Here is a 26,008-nt window from a genome sequence, read left to right on the forward strand (position 1 = left end):
GGCTCGTGACCTTGTGGAACGGTGGCGCGCTCGCCGCGGCGCTGCTGCTCTCGACGGCCGTCGCGTGGATACCGCACGCGCGCGCGGTCCGCGCGGACACCGACGCGCTGGCCTCGGCGAGCCCCGCGCCGGCCACCGCGACCTCGGCGAGCCCCGCGCCGGCCACCACGCCATCGGCCGGCTTCACCGACCACGCCGGCGTGACGATCCCGCGCGCCCATTACGCGCGCATCGTCTCGTTGAGCACCGTCTCCGACGCGTTGCTCCTGGAGCTGTGCGAGCCCGATCGCATCGCCTCCTTCACGGGTTACAGCGCCCGCGGCGGCCCGGAGTCGAAGGCGCACCACTTTCAGGGCAAGCCCCTCTTCGAAGGGATCAAGGACGTCGAGGCGATCCTGCAGCTGCACCCGGATCTGGTGCTCATCAACACCGTAGGCGATCGACGCCCCGTGGCGCGCCTCAGCGAGGCGGGCCTCCCGGTCTACGAGCTGGGCGAGATGCGCGGGCTCGCGACATTCGTACAAAACATCCACGAGGTGGCGGCGATCCTCGGCCACCCCGAGCGCGGCCGACGCTACGCCGAGTCGTTCGTGGCCCAGATGAACACGGTCGCCGCCGACATCCCCGCGGCCATGCGCAAGCGCGGACTCTACATCACCACCTACGCCGGAAGACTGTACGGCGGCGGCGCCGGGACCAGCTACCACGACGTCTTGAGCGCCGCGGGCCTGGTGGACGCCGCCGCCGTCGCCGGCTACCGCGATTGGCCCGAGTACACCAGCGAGCAGCTCCTCACGATGGATCCGGAGATCGTAGTCACCAACGACGCGATGCGCACGCGCATCTGCGAGCACGCGGGCCTCGGCGGCCTTCGGGCGTGCGCATCGCCGTCTTCCATCGTCGAGCTCCCGGCCGCGCTCATGGGCGATCCCGGCTCGGGCATGCTCGACGCCGCGCTCGCCGTACGCCGCTCCGTATACGGCGCACCCTATGACGCGCTCGGCGCGCGCGACTCCGAGACGACGACCACGGCGAAAGGGCAGGGGCGATGAGCACCATCGGCGACGACAACGAAAATCCGGGCGAGCCCGGGAGCGCTCGAAGCGTGCGCGGCGCGCCCGGCGCGCCCGGCGAACGCGCCCTCGAGAAGAACCTCGACGGGACCACGACCGAGTACTTCGACCTCGAGGCGACCGAGGAGGCGCTGAGCGCCTTGCTGCGGACGCTCTTCGACGAGCACTGGGACCGCATCGACTTCGGCCCTTGCATGCAAGGCGCCGTCTTCGAGCTGCGCTTCGCGACCAAGCCGCGTATCAGCTACCTCGACGGCTACCTCACCATCGGCGAAGAGCCCGATCCCGGACAGAGCCGCTGGCACTTCCACCTCTGCGTCGGCCCCCACCGAGGCACGAAAAATCGCCCCACGCCCCCCGAGCTCGCGGCCTGGCGGCGCTGCTCCCGCGCCGCCTTCTACCGCGACACCGACCCGAGCGGCCGCCCCTCGAGCTGGGGGCTGCGTTTCTGGAACGGCCGCGGCGAACAGATGATGACCGTCTTCTTCCCCAATCCCTGGCTCAACGAACGACGCACCAAATTCGTCAAAACCCCCGATTGGTCCAAGTTGGAATTGTGGATGACCTTGCGCGAGCGCTTCGCCGGGGTCCCGGCGGATGAACGTCCGGACCCCGAGGCGATGCGCCCGGTCATTCACTGAGGGATCAGCGAAGATGCGCGGAGGTCACTCCATAGAACAGATCCGGCTCCACGCCCTGGAACGGTCTCTCCACGATGGTGGAGATCTGCGAGGTCGCCACGTCCCACGAGACGACCGAAATCGCGGAGGCGGGACCGCCATCGGCGTGCTTGTCGGAGAGGCCGAGGATATGCCCGGCGCCGTCGGAGAACGGCGCGATCGGGAAGTTGGAAACGACACCGCCAAGGGTCGTCTGCGTGGGATTCCATGCGGACCACTGGCCATCTTGGCGCACGAAGGCGTGCGTGGCGTCGGCCCAAACCATGCCATCGAGCCGGGAGGAATCGCTCGCGTGGTACAGCCACGCGGTCGCCTTGGCGGCGATCGAGACCGCCTCGATGCCACGCCCGCGCCGTTGCACCGGATCGCCGCCGGTGGGTGGAATGTAGCAGCCCGTGCTGGGGATCAGGATGCGACCCGACACCACGTCCGCGGTGAGCGACTGGGGATTGTCTCCGAGCAAATCGAGGGCCTTGCCGGGAAGGTCGCCATTCAAATCGACCAGCGTATCGTTCGTGACATCCACGGCCACGAGCTGGGCGGGCCACGCTTTGCACCGGCCGAGGTTGTACGTGGGGTCGTAGTCGAACTGATCGATGCGTTGCAGCAGGAAGTACGCGCGCTTCGCGGCGGCATCGTAGAGCGCATCGGTCACGTCGACGAGGCGGAGCTGCGGTTTGCCCGGCGGAGGGGTGCCATCTTTGTCGTCGGGGTGCAGGAACGGCGACAGATCGACGTTGCCGATGACCGTGCCCGAGGCGGCATCGAGGATGGTGACCCCATTCGACGCATAGCGTGCGACATACGCTTTGGTGCAGGTGGTCACGACCAACGCGTGCGGGTTCGACACGTATGCACCTGCGTCTGGCGTGTCGTTGATATCGACGGTCGAGCGCACCGTCCAGGGCTGCGCGGGATCGAGCACCTTGACCCTGCCGAGACCGCGCTCCAGAACGAAGCCAAAGCCGCCGCTCGCCGCGGCCACCGAGTCGCCATTGTCGATTGGCAAACGTCCCGCGACGGTCTTGGACTCGAGGGAGACCACGGAGAGCTCGGACGTAACGAAATCGGAGCCTACGAACAGGGCATGACCGGCGCGGCCCGCGTCGTTGCCCGCGGGGAACGCGCACCCCGGTCCGGCGTCGTGCCCGGAATCAGCCGTCGTGGCGCTGTCGCCGGTCGCGGCGCTGTCGGCCTTCGTCGCGCCGTCGCCGCCTGCATCGCCCCGCGGCGGGTTCGGCTTGCCGTCATCGCTGCACGACGTGACGGCAAACGGCACCAACGTCAACGCACTGCTCAAAATCGCGCTGCCCAAAATGGAAATACGTCGCATGACTTACTCCAGCTCCCCGCCGCTCCGCGGGGCCCAAGGGAACCGACGCGCGACGAGGCGACCATCGCCTCGCGGGGTCGATCCGTAGCGCGCGCGATCCGGTCTCCGGACTTCCGGGTCATCCTCCCTCGGCCCTTCCCAGAGCCTTCGCTCCAGTGGTCACGCCGAGCTCGTCGCCGGTTACCGTGGCGGGGGCCGTGCCGGCATTTCACCGGCTTCCCATGGATCGCGCCTCGATGGAGGTGCGATCGCGATCGCGCGCGATCGTCCGCGTACGCAACCACGACGCGAACGGTCCGTCGGCTCCTACTTCGCTCGGCCCGAAAACGTCAAGCCTCACCTTTTCGTTCACTCACCTTCAACTGCAAGGAATCTCATTATGCGCCTTCTTTCCATCGTTCGATCCATGCTCGTCCTCAGCGCGGCCACCCTCGGCATGGCGTGCAGCTCGAGCGAGGATGCGGCAAATGCACCCCCCACCGGCGCCGATGCTTCCGGTGACGGTGACGCGGTTCGCGCGGCCGGAGAGCGCTTCATCACCAGCGTGGTGTCCTTCACACCCGGTGCCTGCGCAGGCTTCGGCCAAACCAAAATGCCCGGCATCGTCCAAGGCCCGCCGAAGGGCGCCGGCAATCTGCAAGGAAGCCTCGACGTGGTCTCCCTCGGCTACCACGGCGAAATCGTCGTCTCCTTCGGCTCCAACGCCATCGTCGACGGCCCCGGCGCCGACTTCATCGTCTTCGAGAACGTCTTCGACATCTCCGGCGATCCGCAGCGCCCCTATGCCGAGCCCGCGGAGGTCAGCGTGAGCGACGACGGCACCAACTGGACCACGTTCCCCTGCACCGCGACCAGCTATCCATACGGCGCCTGCGCGGGCTGGCACCCCATCTACTCGGCGCCGGGCAACGGCATCTCCCCCACCGATCCCAACACCGCCGGCGGCGACGCGTTCGATCTGGCGGCCATCGGCGTCACGCACGCACGCTACGTCCGCATCGTCGACAAAATGGCGGCGACCTGCTCGGGCAGCTCGGCCGGCTTCGATCTGGACGCGGTGTCGATCGTCAACGCCGAAGTCCCGTGATCGCGCTCGCATCGAGCTCGCCGCGCGCCTCGCTTCGTTCGTAGGCGTGGAGGTGACGATTCGAAACGAAAAGAGGGACCGGCCGAAGACGGCTCCGACACCGTCTCGACCGCGTCCCTCCGCCGTCCATCTCCGAACGGCGCACCGTTCCTCGGACGGCGTTACCGGGCCCGCGTCACCGATGCACTCAGCGCAGATGGGCCGAGGTGACGCCGTACGTCAGATCGGGGAGCAGTCCCTCGAACGGATTCTCGGCGATCGTCGACAGCTGCGAGCTGGCGACGTCCCACGCCACGACCGAGAGCGCAACGTCGCTGGCGCCCGCATCGAGCTTCTTGGCGGCGAGGCCGATGATCCGGCTCTTGCCGTCGTAGAACGGCGCCTTGGGGAAATTGGAGAGCTCCGAGCCCAAGGTGGTGGCGCCGGTGTTCCACGCAAACCATTTTCGGTCGGAGAAGTTGCTCGTGAGGCCCACGTAAGCGTGGGCCGCGTCGGCGACGACCAGGCCTTCGAGCCGTGCGAGATTGTCGTGCTGATAGAGCCAGCTCGACGTGGCCGTGGCGAGGGTCACCGCCTCGATTCCACGCCCGCGACGGGGGCCGATGCCACCATCTTGCGGCACGAAGCATCCGGTGTCGGGCACGAGGATGCGTCCGGCGGCAAAATCCGGGACGAGGGCCTGCGGATTGTCCCCGACCAGATTGATGGCCTTTCCAGGCGCGGCGCCATTCAAATCCACGAGCGTATCGTTCGTCACGTCCACGGCGACGATCTGGCCGCGCACCTCCACGCAGGGCGCGAGACCGTCCTCGGGCGTGAAGGGGCCCGAGGGATTCTGATTGATTCGCTGCAGCAGGAAGTACGCCCGCTTGGTCGCCGGATCGTACACGGCGGATTGCGCATCGACGAGCGAATCCGGGTCGAGAGGATCCACGAACTCCGAGAGGTCGAGGCTTCCGGTCACCGAGGCCGCCGCCGCATCGATGATCGTGACCGTATTGCGCGCATAGCGGGTGACATAGGCCTTTGCGCCTGCCGTGACGACGACGTCGTGCGGATTGACGGGGGTGGGGCCCGAGTCGACGGTGTCGTTGATGCCGATGGTGGCGCGGATCTTCCAAGGCTGCGCCGGGTCCAGCGCAAACAATTTGCCGGTGGCCCGCTGCAAAACGAAGCCATGACCGCCGCTCGCGGCGAGCGCGACATTCGTGTTCCCGGCGATGGTCAAACGGCCCGCGACCGCCTTCGATCCCAGCGAGACGGCGGCGAGCTGGGGAGAGGGCGCGGAGAAGTCCACCCCCAGAAACAGCGCGTACTCCGGACCGCCCGCGTCCTGCCCCGAATCGGCGCTGTCGCGCCCCGCGTCGGTCGTGACCGAAGCGTCAGTTCGGTTGTCTGGGAGTTGAAAGAGCGTTTTGTCGTCACTGCACGAGGCCACGGTGAGCGGTCCGAGGACCAACGCTCCACCTAGAACCGCACTACCCAAGATCGAGAGTCGCCGCATGATGAGCTCCAGCTCCCCGCCACCTGTCGGCTCCTACTTCGCTCGGCCCGAATGCGTCAAGTCTCCCCTTCATGCATTCGCCTTCAGCTACGACGGCCCCCTTCGCGACCCCCCGGCGCGCCGGACGCCGAACGACGCATCCTCCGCCGCCGTTGCATCATGGCCAAGCCAAATACGGACATCGCGCCCATGACCACACCCTCCGTCAACGGGGCCCCTTCGATCGCACAACCCCCGGCGACCCCGCCCGCCTCCCGGTAGCGGTAAAAGAAGTCGCCCACCGGGCCCGGGGTCGCGCACACCGAGCTCGAAAGCTTCCCCATGGTGCTCGTTTTGTCGGTGGCGGCCACCGCGCACGCATACTCCACCCCATTGACGAGGTTGCGCACGGTCCCCTTGGTGGACGCGGCGCCCGGTACGTACTGGCGCTCCGTGGAGGGCGTATACGGGCACACGCCGGCGTCGTTTCCGTTCTTTCCACCATCCCCGCCATCCCCGCCATCGACCGCGTTTCCGGAAGCTTCATCGTCCGCGCCGCTCCCGTCGGCGTACTCGCCCGCGGTGTCCACGTCGTGCGCCGACGATACATCCCTCCGTGCGAGCTGATCGACGGGGTCGCAAAAAACCTTGTATCCTACAATCGAGGTGCTGGCGCCGGTGGGAGCCTTCCAACCAATGACGAGCACGCGATCGCCTTCTCCTGCCGTCACGGTCGCGGGTGAATCGGGGCCCCGTGTGGACAGCGTCACTTGGCTGGTCTGGCTACCCTCCGGCTCGGCAGAAGGATTGGCGAGCCACAAGAAGTAAATCGTGACATTCTGCGCACCCGAAGTCGGTTGCAAACTGCATGCACTTTTCGTGGCCGCGGTGTAAGCGAGGTTCTTCGTATCCGCAAACCGTTGTTGCGCCAAATCCCGAACCCGAATCTCCACCTCCGTGGCGACCTGCAAGGTCGCGTCCAGCGGCGCCGCGACCTGGCCGCAGATGGCGGCGTTGCCCGTGCGCGAGGCGGTTGGACTGCAACTGCCACCTCCTGCCCACATTTGCAATTGATGCCCATTGTCGATACCCGATAGCGAAAGCGCGAATCGAAGGCGCACGTCGTCTTCGCAGTCCTGCTTGGTCAACGTCGTATCGGGAACGCCCGCTGGGTGCGCGGGAGCGCCGGATCCATCTGCAGCTACCCGCGTGATCGTGCGAATATCGATGGACAGCTCCGCATCGGCCCGCCGTTCGTATGAAAGGAGCGCGATCATGGCCGCCCATACGGCCAACGTCACGCGCCATATCCTATGGAAACGAGAAAAGGAACAATCGGTGCGCATTAAGAGAGTTTCCTCGCGGTAAGAAACGCGCCCACCGAATAGGCAGGGTATGTGCCACCCCAATTATCCGAGCAAATTGGAGGAACACAATTCGAGCTCGGTCAAGCTGGCACGTATTCCGTCATGCCATTCCCGGGTGTCCGACAACTTGACAATGACGTGGAGCGCAATGGTCTTTCGAAGGGCGACCACCGTCACACGCGCCGACGAAGGCGACGGGCTCTCGGCCATCTCGGTCGTGCGACCACGCGTCGAACCCGCGGCGCGAGATGCTCCGCAGCGATTCGTCACCCACGCGGGGAGCCGCGTGTCGTAGCCCCAAAGGCGAAGCTGTTTACTTAGGATTTCTCCCGTACCCGTACACGTTCCCCTTCCCGATCTTCTCTCCCCCGAACTCTCGGGAACGGGAACGTGTACGGGGTCGGTGAACGGTTGGCGCAAAAGGGCGGTCACGAACGCCTGGCGCAGGTACCGAGGGCTCCTCGAACCATGAGTTGTCGTCCGAAATAGGGCTCGGTGTCCGTTGGAGCTCAGTGTCCCGGCGCGGCCGGCGCTTCGGCCGCCACGATGGAACCGCGCCCGACGTGGCGCGTGGGTGGCCGCGTGGCGCGTGGTGGCCGCGAGAGACGGCATCGCCCCGATCGATGCCGTCGCAGCGGTTTCGAAATCGTGGCAACCTTCGGACACGAACACCATGAGCCATTCAACCGCGGCCGATGGCGCCGTTCGTCCCTTCCGGCGTTGATCCCATGCGCATGCCCGTCCTCGAGACACCCCGCCTCGCCATTCGGCCGTTCCACCTCGACGACCTTGCGGCATGCCACGCGCTCTTGGATGCCAACGGTGGCGAAGAGAGTGGATCGCTCGAAGAGCGGGAACGCTGGCTGCGCTGGACCCTCCTCAATTACGGGGAGCTCGAACGTCTTCATCAACCGCCATACGGCGATCGGGCCGTGATTCACCGAGCGAGCGGGCTCCTCATCGGTTCGTGCGGGCTCGTGCCGTGCCTTCTTCCAAGGGTTCCTGCGCCCCACGCGCGCGCCCGGGCGCACGCGAAGCGGTTCGTTCCGGAGGTTGGCCTCTATTACGCATTTTCGCGCGGCGAGCGCGGAAAGGGCTACGCGACCGAAGCGGCCGGAGCCCTGATCGACTGGGCGATGCGCGAGCTTCATCTGCAGCGCATCCTCGCGATGACGACCTATGAAAATGCCCGTTCGCGGCGGGTGATGGAACGGCTCGGGATGCGGATCTACGAAAATCCCGATCCGGATCCGCCGTGGCTCCAGATCGTGGGGATCTTGGAGAGCGACGCGGATTCGTCCGAGCTCGACGTCTAGCCGGGGGCGAATCCGACGTCCGCGTCCACGACGGACACCGTGGTCGTTACCGAACCTTTGGAAGAAAATCGAGCACGGTGGCCACGATGGCCTCCGGGGCGTCCTCTTGCACGAGGTGGCCGGCATCGGGGACCACACGGAGCGTGGAGTTGGGAATCCGCTGGGCGAGGGCGCGCCCTCGTTCGGTGGGGATCCATGCGTCGCGCGCGCCCCATAGGATGGCAACGGGGCAGCGGATTTCGTTGTAGCGATGTTCGATTTCGTCCGTGTAGCGATCGCTCATTTGGGCGATTTGCCGGTAGAAGGCGGGTTGGCCTTCGGCGCCCAGCCAGGGAGCCATGTACAGCTGCAGGACGTCTTCCGACAGCGGACGGTATGCAGCGCCTCCGATGTAGGCGCGCAAAATGGCGCTATGAATGTACGCCGGAACGCCGGCGAAGACCGCTTCGTGCTGCCTGGCGTGTTGGACGAGCGCCGAGCCCGAGGGGCCGATGGCGACCGGATCGATCAGGGTCAGCGAGCGATAATTTCGGCCATTCAAAAGGTGGGTGCGGAGCGCCGTCGTTCCCCCGAAGTCATGGGCGATGACGTCCGGGCGGTCCAGGCCCCAGTGATCGAGGAGGGCCGCGAAGAGTCGATTCTGGACGCCCAAGGAGACGTCTTGGCCGGCGCGCATCTCCGAGCGCCCATATCCAAGCAAGTCGAAATAGAATACCCGCCGATGCACGGCGAGGTAGGGGGCAATTCGCCGCCAGACGATGGACGAAAACGGCGTGCCATGAAGGAGAACGAGCGGACTCCCATCTCCGAGTGAACCGTAGCGGATCGGCTGTCCTTCGAAGTGGAAGACGCCCGGCAGCTCCCAGGCAGGTGTGCCCGCTTCATTGGAGTCACGCATATCGACCTCGTAGCTCGGAGGGTATTGGGTTCGATGGTTTGCTTCTCGTCGCGCTATCGAACGTAGCACCCGTACCGTGCACGGAAAGCTGGGCCGCCGCGGAAAACGTGACGAATGTCCCTCGTGGCACGATAGGCCGCACGGGCGGCGTGATCCCAAGTGAGCTCTTCGAAGAAAGATATCGATAATGGGCTATCTGCGGTCGCGGTGAACGATCTTCGCCCTGCGAAGGGGAAGAGCACACCTTATCGAAACGTCTGGCGTGTGACCGCGAGCATCGATGCTCGCGATACGGAGGCCTCGGCTCTTCAGCTCGCGGTCTTTTGAAGATCGATGACGACGTCTTCCGTCGCGCCGGGGGAGATGAAGCGGCGGAAGATGCCGTGGGTGCCGTCGGCGCTGACGCTCACCAATTCGCCCGGTTGCGCATCGACATAGACGACGCGGGGCGCGTCGCCGGGGTGGCGGCGGACGAATACGCGCGTTTGCTCTTCGCCTTGGGTGCGCGCGGAGTAATACGCGAGATCGCGATGGCCCTCGGGGACGATGGGCGCGTCGCGATCCACGGCGGGGGTGAGCGCGACCACGGTGCCATCGGCGTTGCTTCCGTGATGGCACCCGACGGCGCCCGCAACGAGCACGAGGGGGAGAAGAACGGAGGGCAGCCAACGCGCGATGGTCGTGTTCATGATGCTGTTCTTTCGTAGATGGGGCCGAGGAAATTTCAGCGAGCGCCGGAGGCGCCGTTCGCCGATGCTATCCACCGTCTTCGCAACGGACGTGCCACGAGGGAGATGCCCGGCGCGAGCGCGCTTCTTCGATTCATTTTGCGCAGGAAACCGGCTTGGCGGACAGGTGTCCGGCCATGCGTCCGCGAACAGGCGCAACGGTGGGCGCGGCGTTCGTCCACGCTCATGGGACGAGCTCGTCCCAAATTCGGGAATCGTGCACCCTGCGTAGGCGATAAACTGCGACCCGCGATGCGCGCGCTCAGCGCTCGAGCGACTTGGCCGCACGCCACGCCGACGGCGTGGTGCCGTGCGCGCGTCGGAACATGCGAATGAAGTGCGTTGGATCGACGTATCCCACGCGCTCGGCGATCCCATCGACCCGTTCGTCGGAGTGGAGGAGCAGTCGGCGGGCCTCGGCCATGCGTCCGGCGATGATCCACTCCACCGCGCTGCGGCCCGTCGCCCGCGTAAGGGCGGTGGTGACATAGGCCGGGCTGCGGCAGACGGCCTTGGCGACGTCTTTCAAGGTCAGCGGGCGAAGGCAGTTGCGCTCGATGAAGGTCAGGCTCTCCGCGACCACGCCCTTCGTGCCCATCGCGCCCACGGTGCCCGCGGCGCCATTGGCGCGCACCGAGCCCTCGACATCCCACCGCGCGGCCCGCCGCACCTCGTTCAAGACCAGGGTGAGCAAGCTGCGCTGCACCGCCGGCGTTTCGCCGCGCCGCGATGGCGCGCTCGTCTCCGAGAGCTCGCGAAAGAGCCCCTCCAGAAAAGCGTGACGCGCGGAGGGGATGCGCACGACCACCGATGCGCCCTCCCGAACGCGCTCGAACGGCTCGACGAAGCCGACCGCTTCGCCCGCCGCAAAGCACGGCACGCAAAAGCCCACACTCCAAAACTCCGCGCGCCGCGCCTCGAGAAAGCGATGCGGCTCGCCGGCCGGCACCAGCAGAACGTCGCCCGCCTCGAGCATCCACCGCCCGCGCTGCTCGAACCGCAAGCTCCCCTCCGTATAAAAGGAGAGCGCCGCGTACGTGTGCGTGGCCAGCGCGCGGGCGACGCGCGTGCCATCTTTCGCGTACCGCGCCGCGAACATGGGCGCGCCCGCGCCGAGGAGCCCTTCGTCGAGCGGCGAGGAGGTCATGGATGAAACGGCGGTCACCCGCTCATGATGCCCCGGTCCACCTGCGGATGCGAGGGCTTCGCGCGGCCGGGACCGTCACCCGCGCGCTTCGGCGGCCCGTATGCGGGCGCGCGCGTCACGTCCACGTCGCGCACCGCGATGGCGCCAGGGCCGGACGCCGCCGGCCCCGATTTCGAACCGAAGCGCACCCGAAGCCACGATCCGCGGTGCAACGTTCGACCCCGATTCCGGCGCGCGGTTCGCGGCCGGCCTGGACTTGTTTCTCGCAGGCCTCAAAGTACGGATCGACGCGGCGAAGTGAGCCGCGAAGAACCTCGATGGCCACCAAGATCGAAGAGCTCGACATCAACTTGCTTTTGGCGTTCGACGCCTTGCTCGACAGCCACAACGTGACCCAGGCCGCCCGAAAGCTCGGCATCACCCAGCCTGCGCTCTCCGCCCGGCTCGGGAGGCTGCGCGCGCTGTTCGACGATCGCTTGTTCATCCCCGGCGCCTCGGGGCGAGGGGTCGTCCCGACGTTTCGTGCGCTCGAGTTGAAGCCCCTCGTCCACGACGTGGTCGAACACCTTCGCGCGCTGACCACGCCGATGGTGGCGTTCGATCCTGCACGGAGCGCGCGGACGTTCGTCCTCGCCGCCTACGAGAACCCCGGCACCGTGCTGGCGACCCGCCTGGTGCCGCGCGTGCGTGCGCGGGCCCCGGCCATCCGGCTCGCGTTCGTGCTGCCGCAACCTGGGGCCATGGCCGCCGAGCTGGAGTCGGGGAAGGTGGACCTCTTCATCGGCGGGACCGGCCGCGCGGACAGCACCTTGATGAGCCGCACCTTGTTCAAAGAGGACTTCGTCACCGCCCAGCGAAAAGGGCACCCGCGGGGCACCGGCCCATTGACCTTGCAGGAGTTCTGCACCTTGGAGCACCTGCTCGTCTCGTCGAGGGGCGGCGGCTTTTCGGGCCTGGTGGACGAGGCGCTGGAGCGGCGCGGGTGCGAGCGCCGGGTCACCGTATCGGTCCAGAGTTATGCCATGGCGCCGCTCATCGTGGCCAACAGCGATCTGGTGTGCACCCTGCCGCGCCGCTTCCTCCAGCGGTTCGCGAGCTCCATCGATGCCGTGTCGCCGCCGGTGGAGCTCGAGCACTTCGAGTTCGTGGCCTATTGGCACGAGCGCAGCCATCACGATCCCGGGCACCGCTGGCTGCGCCAACTGGTGTTCGCCGTGGCGGAAGAAACCGGCGCGCCCACCGCTCCTGCCCGCTGACGAGCGGCGTCTTCGCGCTACTTCACCTGGCGGTTGGTGTAATCGACCGGCACCCATGAATAGCCGCCGTCGCCCTCGCCGCGGATATGCCCGACGCCGGGAAATGACAAATGGGGCGCGCCGATGAGCACGCGCTCGCGCGCGAAGATCGGGAAATTCTGCGCGCGCACCCAGGCGGCGTTTCGCGGATCGAGATCGTAGGTGATGGTGATGTTGGGCCGCGGGAACTGGACGGCGGCGACGTGAATGATATCCCCGATGAAGCAGATCTTCTCGCCCCGGCTCTCGGCGACGAAGAAGGCCGTCCCGGGGGTGTGGCCGGGGTGGAGGCTCGCGGTGATGCCGGGGAGCACCTCGGTGGTCCAGCGGAACGTGCGGACCTTTCCGAGATCGACATAGGGTTTGAGGATCTTGATCGCTTGATCGAAATACTTGATGTCGTATCCCGTTCGCGCGGCGTTGGAGCGGTCCAGGAAGAAGTCGACGTCGGCCTTGGCGACGTGCACGGTGGCATTTGGAAAGACGAGGTTGCCGTCGGCCATCAGTCCGCCGATGTGATCGGAGTGCACGTGCGTGATGAGAATGTCCGTGATCTGTTGCGGGCGAAACCCGGCCGCGGCGAGGCTGGAGACGAGCTTGCCGCCATTGCCGGGGCCGAACAACTCACCCGCGCCGGTGTCGACGAGCACCAGCCGGGGCCCTGATTCGATGACATAGACGTTGATGGATGCCTCGACCGGGTTGGTGAGGTACGAGCGATGCAACCATCGATCGACCTCGCCAGGTGTCGTATTCGTCAGGAGCTGGTGCAGATCTTGAGCTACGCTCCCATCCGACAGCGCGGTCAGGTGCAAATCGCCGACATCGAATCGATAAACGCCCGGCACTTGCAACCGCGGCTTGTTGTACGACGGCGTCGCCGGCGCCGACGCGGTCGATTGCGCTTCGACCTTCGCCGGGTGCGCCGCCAACGCGAACGCGAGCGCCAACCCAAAAAGTCCGATACGTGATTTGGTCATCATTTTCGTCGTCACCTCCATCGCTTCGACACCGTGGTTGTAACGACAGGCGGTCCGAAGAGAAGGCGAGCGGGCTCGATGGCACCCATAGGCGCGCGTGATACGTCGGTTTTGCGCGGCAGAGGTTGGCAGTGCCCGCGAACCATGAAAATTTCCATGCGCCAACCGCGCCCGGGCCGCGTCCTCTATTTCGAAACGAGAATACGGGAGACGATGGGGATGAACGAACGACCTTATCTCGATCTTGCGTCGCCGCCGCGGATGGCCTTCGCCGCCTTGACGAGCTTGTTCCTGGCCTGTGGCGTGGACCACCCTTCGGGGAAGCCCTCCGATCCGACCTTGGGGGCCGATGGCCGGCCTTCGCCCGCGGCCCGTCCGAGCGACGGCGGAGCCAAAGGCGATGGGCGCGCGCCCGCGCAGTGGGTGCTGCGCCACGGGCGCATCCGCACGATGCGCGAGGCGCAGCCCTTTGCCGAAGCGGTGGCCGTGCGCGATGGCGCCATCGTGTTCGTCGGCGCGAACGATCGCGCGGGCGAATACATCGGGTCCGGGACCCGCGTGGTCGATCTTCGGGGGCGCTATGTGCTCCCGGGCCTTCACGACGTGCACCAGCACACCATCGAAGCGCACGTGCCCGTCGTGTCGTGCCGCCTCGATCCCGAGGTCACCAACCCGGAAGATTACGTCCGCGCGGTGAAGCGGTGCCAGACCGCGGAGGGCACCTCGTGGGTGCTGGGCAACGGTCACGAAATCGAGACGATCCTCGCCGCCAAGCGCCCGCCGCGTGCGATCCTCGACGATGCCATCCCGGACCGGCCGGTGGCCATCCTCGACTCCACCTCGCACAGCACGTGGGTCAACACGCGCGCCCTCGAGGTGCTCGGAATCACCGCCAGCACGCGCGATCCGCAGGGCGGCTTGATCCTCCGCGAGCCCTCCGGAAAGCCCAATGGGCTCTTGATCGACGCGGCCGGCGAGTGGCCGTGGGACCGCGCGCTGGCCGTCAACCCCACCTTGGCGCGCATCAACGATCGCGCCCTTTTGGATGCCATGGCCCATGACAACTCGGTCGGCATCACCTCGGCGTGCGATGCGCGTGTGTATTGGGAGCGCGGCTACTTGGATGCGTACCGGCGCGCCGAGGCCAAGGGCGAAATGTCCGTGCGCATGGTGCTCGGGCTGTGGGCGTATCCGTTGAAGGACGACGATACGCAAATTGGAATGCTCAAAGGCATGTACCGCGACCAAGGCGGAATGGTCCGGGTGAGCCAGATCAAGATCTACGCGGATGGCTTGACCCAGAACACCACCGCGGCCCTGCTGGAGCCGTACCTGGCCAAGACCTTGGGCCCCGATCGCGGCCTCGAGTACTTCCCGCCGGCGCGCCTCGTTCGCTATGTGCGCGAGCTGCAAGGGACGGGCTTCGATATGCATATTCACACCATCGGCGACCGGGGCGTGCGGCAAGCGCTGGACGCCATCGAGTCGGTGCGCGGGGAGCCCGGCGGTGCGGCCGCGCGGCATCGGCTCACGCACGTGGAGCTGGTGCACCCGCGCGATGTGCCGCGCTTTCGCGCGCTGGGCGTCTTCGCCGATATGCAGCTGGGCGCGCACAACGATCCGGGGCACCTGAACGAGCTCGAGCCCTATGTCGGCGCGCGGCGGGTGCGCGAGCGCGCGTGGCCGCTGCGCGATCTCCATGCGGCCGGCGCGCCGGTGGTCCTCAGCTCCGACTACGACGTGGGCGATCTCGACCCGTTCATGGGCATTCAGCGCGCGCTCACCCGCGGCGCCCAGAGCCTCCCCAACTTGGACGCGGCGCTTCGCGCTTACACCGTGAACGCGGCGCGCGCGATGCGCTCGGAGACGCGCACCGGATCGATCGAGCCCGGCAAGCGCGCCGATCTCATCGTGATCGATCGCGATCTCGACGCGACGCCGGCCGACCAGATCGGCGCCACCAAGGTGCTCTGGACCTTGGTGGACGGCCGCGAAGTCTACCGGCGCCGCGCCTTCGATCTCTAGGCGCTCGCCGTCGACGTTCTCGCCGCTAGCCCAAGTCGTAGAGGTTCGGCAGGCCCAGGCGGTAGCGCAGCTGATCGTGCGCCTTGGAGGCTTCGAGCTCGGGTGCGCGATACAAGGTGTGCAGGGTCACCTTGGGCGCGGTCGAGCCCGAGGCCTCGAGCACGCCGTTGGCGGCCATGCGGCCTGCTTCGTTGGCGCCCTCCATGGTGGCCAGATCGATGTCGTTGCGCACGTAGTCGGCGCCGAGGAACAAGTTTGGAATCTTGGTGACGGCGTTGGGCCTCTTCCCCAAGGTGCCCACGGGGTGGATGAGGAGCTGCTCCGAGTTGGCCGCGCCCGGGGTGCCCAGATCGGTGACGGCGGGATCGAGGTGCCACGAGTGCCAGCCCTCTTCGGGGAGCACCTCGTCCCCCGTGTCCTCCAGGTGCGCCCGCAGCTGCGCCCACACCTCCTCGGCGACCTGCTGCCGTGTGCACTCTTTGGCGGTCTTGCCATAGAGGATGCCCTTTTTGTTCCATTCGGAGATATCGACCGAGAGGCAATCGACCACCGTGCCATCGCCGAAGCTCTTGGCGAAGTCCTGCGGCCAGAACTGCGCCTGGCAAATGGAGGTGAGCGCCCACGGCGAGTCCATGTAGTTGACGTGGCCTTTGACGATGGGCGGCCGGCGCCGAAGGAAGTATTGCAGTCCGACCATCCAATCCGTGTCGAGGGTGACGGCCTTTCGCAGCGCGGGATCGGCGGCCAAAATGTCCGGGCCCCAGATCGTCCGACAGTGCTCGATGGGGATGGCGCACACGTACCAATCGGCCTTGATCTCCCGGGTGGCGCCCGCTTTGTTCGTCACGGTCGCCCCCGCGATCGCGCCGCCGTCGAGCGCCATGCCGGTGACCTTCCAGCCCAGCTCGAGCTGCACGCCCAAGCTCGCCAGGTGCGCGAGCCATGGATGGATCCAGGCTTCATTGGTGGGCGCGTCGAGGAGCCTGTCCGGTGATTGGTAGTTCCCGCGGCGCAGCGCGGACCAGAGGAAGGCCTCGACCATATGGGCGACCGTCCACGTGCTCGCCACCTCCGCCTTGGTGGCGACGACATTGCGCGTGACGCCGAGCGCCAACATCCGCTGATACTCCGGCGACATTTTGGCGGCGCGCACGAAATCCCACCAGGGCGTGTGCTCCCATTGCCCGAAGCGGCGCTCGTCGCAGCTGGTGAGAAAGACCAAAATGCGATTGGCAAAATAGGCCAGCTCGTTCGGCGGTAGATGCATATTGGTCTCGAGCCAGCCGGCCAAGAGCTGCCGGAGCGCTTCGGGGGTGAGCCAGGAGGGCGCGTCCGCCGCGTCGAGCGGGATGAAGATGTCGTGCCGCCCGCCCGCGCGCGACATGCGGATGGTGCTGCCGTCGATCAAGTTGCCGAGGCAACCATTTCGGTTGCCGGGGAAGGGAATACGGCTCATCGTATCCGGCAAGTTTTGATAGAAGCCCGGAAAGAACCGAAATCCGTGCTCGCCCGGGAGATCTTTGCGACCATTTCGTCCGGTCCCAGGCACGGGGATGCTGCGCGCTTTGCCACCGAACCCCACCGGCTCGTACACCACGACCGAGAAACCCCGCTCCGCGAGCTCGTGGGCGGCCGTCAATCCGCCCACGCCACCCCCGAGCACCGCCACGTTCTTGCCCGGCGCTCCCGAGCTCGCCCATGCCGTGGAACGTCCACCGAGCCCCAACGTGCCAGCCACTCCCACCGCGCCGGCAAGAACCTGTCGCCTCGTCGTACCTGACATGTGTTTTCTCCCTGTGCCGCAAGCTACGTTTGCCAAACAGTAGAGAGCAGGAGAGGCGCTCTGACAAGGATAGTTGGTAATCGCAGACTGCGCGCCCGAATCATTTCGGTGCCGCAGGACGATTTAACGTCATGCGCTTTTCCATCGCGCGTGTCCCGTTTTGAATGGTCGGGAACGACCGAATTCGCATTTCCGTCGTGAGCCGCGCAGGTGCTTTCCTTCGAGTCGCTTCTCGCGGGTCGGCGTGCATGGCCAGGAGCCACGTCGCCCGCGCCTCGCGACGCACGAAGATCGTGCTTCCAGCCCGGCTGGAGCGGCCGCGATTCGGAGGTCCATGCCATCGGACGGGAAGAACCGCGCGCGCTCGTCTGTCATGGGCCCGATGGCACGGATCGATAGCATTCTGGCGATGGTCGTTCAGCAGGGCGCCAATGAGCTTCGCGTCGGCATCGATCGCGAGCCCAAGATCTTGGCGTACGGTGCGGCCAAGCGCTTCCACATGATGCCGACGTCGGAAGAGACGCTCCGCGAGCTCCTCGGTGAAATCCTCACGCAGGAGCGCGACGAGGCGCTGCGCTCGGCCCGAAAGCTCGAGGTCGCGTACGACGCGGGTGAGCTCGGGCCCTTTCGCGTGACCTTCGTCCTGCGCGCCGACGAGGGCTTCGACGCCGTCTTTCTTCGCGCGCGCGGCCGTCCCGAGGCTGCTCCGACGAGGCTCGCGCCCGTTCCTTCACCGCAGCCGCAGCCGCAGATGCAGCCGCAGCCGCTTCCCGCACGGGAGGTGCGCGACGTGCACGGTGGACGCGAGCTGCGCGACAGCGGTGAGGCGAAAGCGGTGCCCGCGGTCGATTCGGCGCCGGTGTCCGCGCCCGCCGCCGTGTCCGTCGATGGAGCGGCGGCGGCCGTGCCTTGCGAGACCCTGGTGGCGCACGCGGTGGCCATGCGCGCGAGCGATTTGCACCTCCTCGATGGCGACGTTCCGGTGGTGCGCGTCGATGGGGAGCTCCATCGCCTCGAGCACGAAGGCGCCGAGGACGTGGCGGCGCGCCTCGGCTTGGATCCGTCGGCCGTTGCGGCCGTTTCATCGGGCCGGGCGCTCGATTTCACCCTCGAGTCGGCAGACGGTACGCGGGCGCGCGTCAATGTGTATCGCACCTCGCGCGGCATCGCGGCCGCGCTTCGCTTCGTCTCGCGCGGGGCGCCGGCGCTCTCGTCCTTGGGGCTCCCGCTGCCCATCGACGATCTGGTCGACTTGCCGCACGGCCTCGTCATCGTGTGCGGCGCCACCGGCTCGGGTAAGTCGACCACCTTGGCCGCGCTCGCTCAAGCCGCGCTCGCGCGCCGATCCATCGTCTTGCTGACCCTGGAGGATCCCATCGAGTTCACCTTGGCGAGCGGACCGCGCTCGCTCGTCCGCCAGCGCCAGATTGGCCGCGATGTCCGCGATTTCCCGAGCGGCCTTCGCGACGCGCTCCGCGAGGATCCCGACGTGCTCGTCCTCGGCGAGATGCGCGATCCGGAGACGATCTCGCTCGCGATCACGGCCGCCGAGACCGGGCACCTGGTGCTGACCAGCCTTCACTGCGGCGGCGTCGCATCGGCCATCGAGCGCATCGTCGATGCGTACCCGCCCGAGCGGCAGCAGCAAGTGCGCATTCAGCTCGCCGACACCCTGCGCGCCGCCGTCGCCCAAAGGCTCGTTCCGCGCGCCCGTGGCGTGGGCCGCGTGCTCGCCGCCGAGGTGCTGCGCACCAACCACGCCGTCGCCAATATGATCCGCGAGGGGAAGACGGCCCAAGTCGCCAGCGTGCTCCACTCCGGAAAGCGCGAGGGCATGATCGCGCTGGAGCGCCACCTGGCCGACCGCATCCGCAGCGGCGAGGTTCGTCCCGAGGATGGCCGCGCCGTGGCCAACGATCCGGACTCGCTCGCCATGTTCCTTTCGCGCTGAGCGGCATCCCCCGGTCCGCCATGGAAGCTGCAACCGCGTGCAGCTCGGCACCCGCGCGCACGCGCCGAGCCGCACGCCGCATGTTGCAGCTTCCATATCCCCCTTTGTCGTTTTTATCCCCTCTATGAGCCTATTGTGCGCAACCGCGATGGTCGAGTTGCGGCACGAACCGTGTGGCACGCGCGGCGATGCTCGGTTTTGCATCCTCGCGGCCGCGGCCTGCGAGCTCGCCTCGATCCATGGCGCGCGCCGCGCGGCCCGGACGATGGCTCGGCGCTGGCCAAGATGATCGAGGCCGAGCGCGGCGCGCGCATCGGCCGCGGCTCGATCGAGGTCGTGCGCGCGCGCCATGAGCGCCGCACGCCGATGCGCTGACAATTCGCGCCACCATTGTCACATGGGAGAGGGGATTGGACGGCTGCTTCCACTTGCGCAGTATTTCTCTGCGAGGGCGGTTGCGCGTCGCCGAGAAGGGGGAGCGCTATCCCACACACCGGTTATCGATTTCATGAGCGGGGATGGACTTTCCGACCATTTCCTGAGATCGATGTATCCGCATTGGATGCAGCGAATCGACAGGGATATCGCTGCGCGTCACGCACAAACGACCGGAGGGAGCGGATATGAAGAGCATCGCGTTTTTGCCATTGGCATTGATGGTGGTGGGATGCGCAGCCGAGTACGGTGAGAATGTTGGGGAATCGGAGAGCGAGCTCGCCCCGGGAGTGTACGCGGCCCTCGGTGATTCGTATTCGTCCGGTCTCGGCACCCGCCAGTACGTCGACGAGGGGTGCAAGCGCTCGGTCCAAGCCTTCGGCCCCCAAATCGCGGCGGCTCGAGGCTACGAGCTAAAACACGTGGCGTGTTCGGGGGCGCGCGTTCACGATGTGCGCAACAATCAGCTGAGCGCCCTCTCGAGCGCCACCACCTTGGTGACCATTTCGGTCGGCGGCAACGACGCGGGCTTCGCCGACGTCATCACCGCGTGCGCAAAGCCCTGGCCGACCACGTGCTGGGGCAATATCGATAATTCCAAAAACTTCATCCGCAACCAGCTACCGGGTCTGCTCGACAGCCTCTACGCGGACATTCGCGCGCGCGCGCCCAAGGCCAAGGTGGTGGTCGTCGGCTATCCCCGGATCTTCAATGGCGAGGAGTGCAACCTGTTCGCGCGCATCAGCCCAGGCGAGCAGGCAGAGCTGAACAACACCGCCAACCTCCTCTCGGACGCCATCGGCAGCGTCGCGCGCGCGCACGGCTTCACCTACGCCGATCCCCGCGCGATCTTCACCGGCCACGCCGTCTGCGACGACGTGGAATGGGTCAATGGCCTCTCCAATCCCATCTCCGAATCCTACCACCCCAATCGCTCCGGCCACGACAACTACGCCTCGTTGATCCTGTCGCTCCTCTGACCTCGTCGCGCAGCCGGGCGGGAACCCGCTCTTCACATCATGACCCCCCTGGACCTCGGTGACCGTCGTGGCGGTCACCGCGGCCGGGAGGTGCTGGAGAAGCCCGCCCAGGAGCGCGCGAGCGCCTCGCGCAACGGTCCCATCGCGGCCCACCTGGGATAGTCTGCTTACCACCGTGCGCCCCAACCGACTCGAGCGACTTCGATCCATCTGCCTGGCCCTCCCCGAGGCCACCGAAAAAGAAGCGTGGGGCGATCCCACCTGGCGCGTGCGCGATCGCATCTTTGCCATGCAAAAGGGGAACTTCGAGGGCGGCCGACCTTCCGTATGGCTCAAAGCGCCCGACGGCGCGCAACGCATGCTGGTGTCGGCTCGGCCGGAGGTGATCTTCATCCCGCCCTATGTGGGGCACAAAGGGTGGATCGGCGTTTACCTGGACGGAAAGAGCATCGATTGGGGGGAGCTCGCGGCGCTGATCGAAGATAGCTATCGGCTCATCGCCCCCAAACGGATCGCGGCCAGCCTCGATGCTCCCCCGAAGCGCCGCACGTGACATGATGGGCGACGGGCGCGCTGTTCTTGAGCTGCGCGAGTTGGGATTCGCGCGTACGGGAAGATAATACCACTATCTGAGGATTCCTTTACGTATTTCCGAAGTTTCATTTTGGTTGCGCATTTCCGCCGCGCACGTCAGAAAGGCGTACGTTCCTCTGCGGCGGTCGTGCCTTTCGGACGTGTTTCGGCCGCGAGGCGGAGGGCACGAGCTCTACGAACCAGGAGGTGCTTCGATGGTGACGGGCAAGCTTCTCGCGCGCGGACTCCGGCCTCTCGGCTTGGTCCTGGGTTTGGCGGCGGCCGCGATGGCCGGCACGGTCATCTTGCCGGTGCGGGCCACGGCTGCGACGGCGGCCAATCATGGCTACGATATCGTATCGGCCAGCAGCGTTCAATTCTACGTCCAGGGGGCCCCGTGGGCGGATCTGCATTATCAAATCAACGGCGACGTGCAGCAAAACGTCCGAATGGCCCCCAGCGGCGGCAACAACACGTACACGGTCTCCAATGTGCCGTCGGGCGCCGTGGTGCGCTATTTCTTCACCATCGGCCTGGACGCAGGCGGCGCCACCGACACCGCCTGGTCGCAGTTCACCATGGGCTCGGCCCCGCCGGCGGGCAACTGGAAGGTCGTATGGGAGGACACCTTCGACGGGAGCGGTCAGCCCAATCCCTCCAACTGGAACTACCATGTCGGCAACGGGCTCAATCCCGGCGCCAATACCTTCGATGGCTGGGGGAACGGCGAGTGGGAGTGGTACCGTCCCGAAAATGCCTATTTGGAGGGCGGTAACCTGGTCATTCGGGCCGACTACCACGATACCCCTACCACCATCGCCGGCCGGCAGTGGTACCAGCGCTCGGCGCGCATCACCACGCAAGGAAAGCGCTCGTGGACGTATGGCCGCATCGAGGCTCGCATCGCGCTCCCCACCGCGGTGGCCACCTGGCCCGCCTTGTGGATGATGGGGACGTCGTCCGACAACACCTATACGAGCAATTATTCCGCGCCCATCGGCTACTACGACCGTATGGCGTCCAATTGGTCGAGCTGTGGCGAAATCGATATCATGGAGCACCGCAACGCCGAGACGGTGACCTTCCAGAACCTGTTCTGGGATACCCGCACCGGCGTGTTCCCCTGGGGCAATGGGCTCAACGCCGATCGCTCCCACACCTACGGCACCGGAAACGTCGCGCCGTTTCATCTGTACTCGATCGAGTGGGAGCCCAACGAGATCCGCTGGTACGTGGATCGGGAGACCAACCCGAACCCCGTGCACGTGGTGGGCATCACGGCCGCGAACCAAGAGGAGTTCCACAAGCCGTTTTACATCATTCTCAACTTGGCCATCGCGGGGCAGTTCCCGGGAACCACCCCGAACAAGGCCGATTTCCCGCTCTACATGCGGGTCGATCACGTGAGGGTCTGGCAGCGCCAGTAGCGCGTCATCTCCACCCGAGGAAGATCGGGTTGGAGAGCGCAACGAGCGTATCGGGGGTGCTCTCGGTCGGGACCGGCCGCCGCACCTCCGCGCGCACATAGGCCGCTTCGCGCGCGACCGTGCGCCACGTGAACGAGGCGGTGCCGGAGGCAGGGACGGGGACCGCGTGGACCTCGCCGCGATCGGTGATCAGGCGAACGGTGGTGCCGGGGACCCCCGCCACCTTCACCTCGACACCGATGTTCGTATGCGGGAAGGCCAGCAGGCGCTCGCCGATGCCGGCCTCGAAGATCCCGGCGCGGGCGCTCATCTCGAGCGCGACGTCGGCCGACTCGGCGAGCCAGCTCGTTCCGGCCCCGACCCCGTCGAGGATGCCTTGGCGGCTCAGGCTGCGGGCCTGCACCACCGTCTGCGGGAGCCCGATGATCTGCGGCTCGCGGTGCGCATCGCTGCTGCCGACCGCGGGCATCCAGCGGCGCGGGCCTTTGCGCTGCACGTAGTCGCGCAGCATCCCGTCCCAGAGCGCGACGGCCAGGGCGTCGTCGCCCGTCCAAGGGCCATTCCAGAGTTCGATCGCGTCCACGTCGGCATATCCGAACTTCCAGTCGCAGCCCACGAACGGACAGTACGGGTGCGCCGCGATGGCGAGCCCGCCGCCCCGGTGGATTTTGCCCACGAACCGCGCGAGCTGCGCGTCCTCGGCGCGGTAGCGCCAATCGATCCATTGATTGGGCCCGATCCCGGCGGCCACGAGGTGGCCGTTGCGCGTGGTCACCTCTTCACCGCTCACGATGAGGAGATCCGAGCCCGCGACATCGCCCCAAACGGCGTTGGCGCTGGTGGTGTTGTGCTCGGTGGAGACGAAGAAGTCGAGCTTGCGCTCCCGCGCGCCGGCCGCCACCTCCGCGGGGAGCCGCTTGCCGTCGGAGTGCACGGTGTGCAAATGCAGATCGCCGCGGTACCAGCCGAAGCCGCGGCCGGGGACGCGCGAGGGGCTGTAGCGAGGAACGAACGCCGGCCCCGGATCGCCGAAGCGCAACGTGATCTCCACGCGCCAGTTCATGCCTTGCGGGGCCACGGTGTAAGGGCCCAAAATGACGTGCCAGCGCCCGGGGCGAATGGGGCCCGGCAAATAGCCGGGGGTGGCGCTGCCGCGGCTGATCGTAAAGCTGTCGCGCGCGCCGCCCGACCAGCCGCGGAAGCCGGCCGCGTCGTCGAGATCGTGGCCATCCGCATCGAAGATGCCGATGTCGAGCGCATTGCCCGCCGCGCCGGGCGGCGGGGCCGGCTTATCGTACGTATAGCGAACTGCGATTTCACGCACCCCCGCCGGGACGTCGACCGGCACATAGGCCCAATCCGGCGCGCCCGGCTCGAAGCGGCCCGTCTCCACCCGAACCTCCTCGGGCACCACGCCCTGGTTCGATGGGTTCGATGAGCTCGAATCGTTCGAAAAGGCCGAATCGCCCGAATCGGGAGACGCCGCCGCGCGATCGGTCGTCACCAAGATCGCCGCAACCATCCCCAACGAAGCGACGGCGACGAGCGGTCCCGTGGCCCGTGAGCGTCCATTCATGGTCATCTCCTCTCCAACTCCAAGAACAACGAGGACGCGAGGATACCCGACGGCGCGCGGCCGGGATCGGATCCTCGCGCGCGTCACCGATATGTTGCGGCGGCGCCCTGCTTCGCGCGCGGATCGCGGCCCAGGGAAGCCAACTCATCTCGCAGAATGTCCAAAAATTCGGAGGTCAGCGGACTTCCTTCGCTCTTTCGCCAGGCCGCGCCCACCTTCCAGCGCGCCATTTCGTCGTCGAGCGCATGGACCACGATGCCCTCGATGCGCGTTCGAAGTTGGGATTCGGCGACCAGGGCCACCCCCAAGCCGGCGGCCACCAAGGCCGGGATGGTGCTGCTCTCGTGCGATTCTTGGATGACCCGGGGGTGAAAGCCATGATGGCTGCACATGCGAAGAATGTGGTCGTGGTAGCTCACCGAGAGGCTCCTCTGCGGCAAGATGAAGGGCGAGCCGCGGAAGTCGCCGAGGTCGATGCGCCGCTGCTCCTTGCGCTGGCTCTTCGGGACCACGAGCATCAGCCGATCTTCGAGGACCAAGAGCTGCCGGAACTCCTTGCCCGCCGGCACGCGGACGAACCCCACGTGGATGCGCCCCTCCCGCAGGGCGTCGAGCTGCGAGTGCGTCGCCATCTCGCGGAGATCGATCCGCACCTCCGGCCGGCGCTTGCGAAACTTGGCGAGGAGGCGCGGCACCAAGGTGAGGGTGGAGAACCCGAAGCCGATGGACAAGCGGCCGGTCTCGCCGCGCCCCGCGCGCCGGCCGATCTCGAGGACCCGGTCGGCGTGCAAAATCAGCCCGCGCGCCTCCTCCAAGAAGATCTTTCCCACCTCGGTGAGCGCGGCGCCGTGCCTGCCCCGATCGAACAGCGGCGCGCCGAGCTCCTCCTCCAGGAGCCGGATCTGGTTGCTCAACGCCGGTTGACTGAGGTTCAAGAGCCGCGCCGCCGCCCCGAAGTGAAGGCGCTCGGCCAAGACGACGAAGGAGCGCAGTCGATCGAAGTTCATAACCCATACTTATCACCATCGCCAAATCGTTGCATTGGACAGATGACCGGCCCGCGGGCTATCCCCATGAGCAGGCAGCGACGAGAGGAGAGAATTGGTTTCATGCGAATCGCAGTCGACATGGACGACGTGCTCGCCGATACGTTCGGCGTGCAGCTCGATTGGCTCAATCGCGAATACGGTCATGCGCTCACCCCCGAGAACATGACGGGGCTCGATCTTCTGGAGTGGCTCCCCCCCGCGCAGGTGGAGCACCTGGTCACCATGATGCAACAGGGCGATATCTTCGCGGACCTCCCGGTCATGGATCACAGTCAGGAGGTGCTGCGGAAGCTCGCCGACGCGAACGAGATCTTCATCGTCACCGCGGCCATGGAGTTCCCTGGCTCGTTCGGCCCCAAGTTTCGATGGCTGGCGCGCCACTTCCCGTTCATCCCCCCGAGCCGAATCGTGTTTTGCGGCGATAAGAGCATCGTCTCGGTCGATACCTTGATCGACGATATGCCGCGCAACCTGGCACACCTCGATGGACGCGGAATACTCTTTACGGCGCCGCACAATGCCCATCTCACCGGATATCGGCGCGCCACCGGCTGGCGGGAGGTCGAGCGCTTGCTCGTGCCCGAGTCGTCCGCGTTGGATGCGCCGCCCGCGGCGCCCGCCTTGCCCGCGTTGCAGGAGCTGCCGGAGCTGGCTCGAACGGCGTAAGTTGCTCCGAAAAACGCGGAGTGGTGCCAAAGACGACAAAGGCAGAGTCGCCGAGACGCGGAAATTTCTGGCTCTTGACTCAGGGCAGCCTCGTCCTCAATGTGGACATTGGGAGCACCCTCCATGCTTATGTCGCCTTCGCGTCGCCTTTGGGCC

22 protein-coding genes and 1 riboswitch are annotated in these 26,008 nt (G+C 66.6%); of the genes, 11 read left to right on the forward strand and 11 right to left on the reverse strand.

All coding sequences use genetic code 11. The features are described from left to right. Window positions 1-5: 5 nt before the first annotated feature. Both LZC94_12785 and LZC94_12790 read left to right on the forward strand, forming a co-directional pair. Window positions 6-1,052, forward strand: coding sequence for an ABC transporter substrate-binding protein (locus LZC94_12785; protein WXB18123.1), 1,047 nt, complete (start codon window positions 6-8; stop codon window positions 1,050-1,052). Further along, complete coding sequence (locus tag LZC94_12790) at window positions 1,049-1,714, forward strand: hypothetical protein (protein ID WXB18124.1); 666 nt, start codon at window positions 1,049-1,051, stop codon at window positions 1,712-1,714. Before LZC94_12785 ends, LZC94_12790 begins: the two co-directional genes overlap by 4 nt. A gap of 4 nt (window positions 1,715-1,718) precedes the next feature. Here the strand turns inward: LZC94_12790 and LZC94_12795 are convergent, their stop codons facing one another. Further along, entirely contained in the window at window positions 1,719-3,086 is a 1,368-nt protein-coding gene (locus LZC94_12795) for a hypothetical protein (protein WXB18125.1), read from the reverse strand. Between the two features lie 78 nt (window positions 3,087-3,164). Next, window positions 3,165-3,353, reverse strand: a riboswitch (cobalamin riboswitch). A gap of 112 nt (window positions 3,354-3,465) precedes the next feature. Between LZC94_12795 and LZC94_12800 the strand changes: the two genes are divergently transcribed. Further along, window positions 3,466-4,173: a cell surface protein gene (locus LZC94_12800; GenBank protein WXB18126.1), complete on the forward strand. Its 708-nt coding sequence runs from the start codon at window positions 3,466-3,468 to the stop codon at window positions 4,171-4,173. Between the two features lie 187 nt (window positions 4,174-4,360). Here the strand turns inward: LZC94_12800 and LZC94_12805 are convergent, their stop codons facing one another. Both LZC94_12805 and LZC94_12810 read right to left on the reverse strand, forming a co-directional pair. Further along, window positions 4,361-5,677, reverse strand: coding sequence for a hypothetical protein (locus LZC94_12805; GenBank protein WXB18127.1), 1,317 nt, complete (start codon window positions 5,675-5,677; stop codon window positions 4,361-4,363). 83 nt (window positions 5,678-5,760) lie between these two features. After that, window positions 5,761-6,957 carry a hypothetical protein gene (locus LZC94_12810; protein ID WXB18128.1) on the reverse strand — a complete coding sequence of 399 codons (1,197 nt, stop codon included), beginning with the start codon at window positions 6,955-6,957 and terminating at the stop codon, window positions 5,761-5,763. Between the two features lie 794 nt (window positions 6,958-7,751). Here LZC94_12810 and LZC94_12815 point away from each other — a divergent pair. Next, entirely contained in the window at window positions 7,752-8,339 is a 588-nt protein-coding gene (locus LZC94_12815; protein WXB18129.1) for a GNAT family N-acetyltransferase, read from the forward strand. Between the two features lie 46 nt (window positions 8,340-8,385). On the opposite strand, the gene LZC94_12820 is transcribed toward LZC94_12815, so the two are convergent. From LZC94_12820 to LZC94_12835, 4 genes are all read right to left on the reverse strand, one after another. After that, entirely contained in the window at window positions 8,386-9,237 is an 852-nt protein-coding gene (locus LZC94_12820) for an alpha/beta hydrolase (GenBank protein WXB18130.1), read from the reverse strand. 308 nt (window positions 9,238-9,545) lie between these two features. Continuing rightward, entirely contained in the window at window positions 9,546-9,926 is a 381-nt protein-coding gene (locus tag LZC94_12825; protein WXB18131.1) for a hypothetical protein, read from the reverse strand. 301 nt (window positions 9,927-10,227) lie between these two features. Further along, entirely contained in the window at window positions 10,228-11,112 is an 885-nt protein-coding gene (locus LZC94_12830) for an AraC family transcriptional regulator (GenBank protein ID WXB18132.1), read from the reverse strand. A 14-nt stretch (window positions 11,113-11,126) separates the two neighbouring features. Then, window positions 11,127-11,300, reverse strand: coding sequence for a hypothetical protein (locus tag LZC94_12835; GenBank protein ID WXB18133.1), 174 nt, complete (start codon window positions 11,298-11,300; stop codon window positions 11,127-11,129). Window positions 11,301-11,429: 129 nt separating this feature from the next. Between LZC94_12835 and LZC94_12840 the strand changes: the two genes are divergently transcribed. Next, window positions 11,430-12,368: a LysR family transcriptional regulator gene (locus tag LZC94_12840; GenBank protein WXB18134.1), complete on the forward strand. Its 939-nt coding sequence runs from the start codon at window positions 11,430-11,432 to the stop codon at window positions 12,366-12,368. 17 nt (window positions 12,369-12,385) lie between these two features. Here the strand turns inward: LZC94_12840 and LZC94_12845 are convergent, their stop codons facing one another. Then, on the reverse strand, window positions 12,386-13,390 hold the full coding sequence (locus tag LZC94_12845; protein WXB18135.1) for an MBL fold metallo-hydrolase: 1,005 nt from the start codon (window positions 13,388-13,390) through the stop codon (window positions 12,386-12,388). A 216-nt stretch (window positions 13,391-13,606) separates the two neighbouring features. On the opposite strand from LZC94_12845, the gene LZC94_12850 reads away from it, so the two are divergent. Beyond that, window positions 13,607-15,412, forward strand: coding sequence for an amidohydrolase family protein (locus tag LZC94_12850; protein ID WXB18136.1), 1,806 nt, complete (start codon window positions 13,607-13,609; stop codon window positions 15,410-15,412). Window positions 15,413-15,437: 25 nt separating this feature from the next. Here the strand turns inward: LZC94_12850 and LZC94_12855 are convergent, their stop codons facing one another. After that, window positions 15,438-17,150: an FAD-dependent oxidoreductase gene (locus tag LZC94_12855; protein WXB18137.1), complete on the reverse strand. Its 1,713-nt coding sequence runs from the start codon at window positions 17,148-17,150 to the stop codon at window positions 15,438-15,440. A gap of 427 nt (window positions 17,151-17,577) precedes the next feature. Between LZC94_12855 and LZC94_12860 the strand changes: the two genes are divergently transcribed. From LZC94_12860 to LZC94_12875, 4 genes are all read left to right on the forward strand, one after another. Next, on the forward strand, window positions 17,578-19,146 hold the full coding sequence (locus tag LZC94_12860; GenBank protein WXB18138.1) for a PilT/PilU family type 4a pilus ATPase: 1,569 nt from the start codon (window positions 17,578-17,580) through the stop codon (window positions 19,144-19,146). A 623-nt stretch (window positions 19,147-19,769) separates the two neighbouring features. Continuing rightward, entirely contained in the window at window positions 19,770-20,561 is a 792-nt protein-coding gene (locus LZC94_12865) for an SGNH/GDSL hydrolase family protein (protein ID WXB18139.1), read from the forward strand. A 175-nt stretch (window positions 20,562-20,736) separates the two neighbouring features. Next, window positions 20,737-21,114 carry an MmcQ/YjbR family DNA-binding protein gene (locus LZC94_12870; protein ID WXB18140.1) on the forward strand — a complete coding sequence of 126 codons (378 nt, stop codon included), beginning with the start codon at window positions 20,737-20,739 and terminating at the stop codon, window positions 21,112-21,114. Window positions 21,115-21,349: 235 nt separating this feature from the next. Further along, complete coding sequence (locus LZC94_12875) at window positions 21,350-22,561, forward strand: glycoside hydrolase family 16 protein (GenBank protein WXB18141.1); 1,212 nt, start codon at window positions 21,350-21,352, stop codon at window positions 22,559-22,561. 4 nt (window positions 22,562-22,565) lie between these two features. Here LZC94_12875 and LZC94_12880 read toward each other — a convergent pair whose 3' ends face one another. Both LZC94_12880 and LZC94_12885 read right to left on the reverse strand, forming a co-directional pair. Continuing rightward, the gene (locus LZC94_12880; GenBank protein ID WXB18142.1) at window positions 22,566-24,137 is read right to left on the reverse strand and encodes a CehA/McbA family metallohydrolase; all 1,572 of its coding nucleotides are present in this window, start codon (window positions 24,135-24,137) and stop codon (window positions 22,566-22,568) included. Between the two features lie 83 nt (window positions 24,138-24,220). Further along, window positions 24,221-25,144, reverse strand: a complete 924-nt coding sequence (locus LZC94_12885) for a LysR substrate-binding domain-containing protein (protein ID WXB18143.1) — start codon at window positions 25,142-25,144, stop codon at window positions 24,221-24,223. A gap of 102 nt (window positions 25,145-25,246) precedes the next feature. Between LZC94_12885 and LZC94_12890 the strand changes: the two genes are divergently transcribed. Continuing rightward, on the forward strand, window positions 25,247-25,852 hold the full coding sequence (locus tag LZC94_12890; GenBank protein ID WXB18144.1) for a hypothetical protein: 606 nt from the start codon (window positions 25,247-25,249) through the stop codon (window positions 25,850-25,852). Window positions 25,853-26,008 lie beyond the last annotated feature (156 nt).

This window comes from Sorangiineae bacterium MSr11954, from assembly GCA_037157815.1.
In the GTDB taxonomy this organism is placed as follows: Bacteria; Myxococcota_A; Polyangia; order Polyangiales; family Polyangiaceae; genus Pendulispora; species Pendulispora albinea.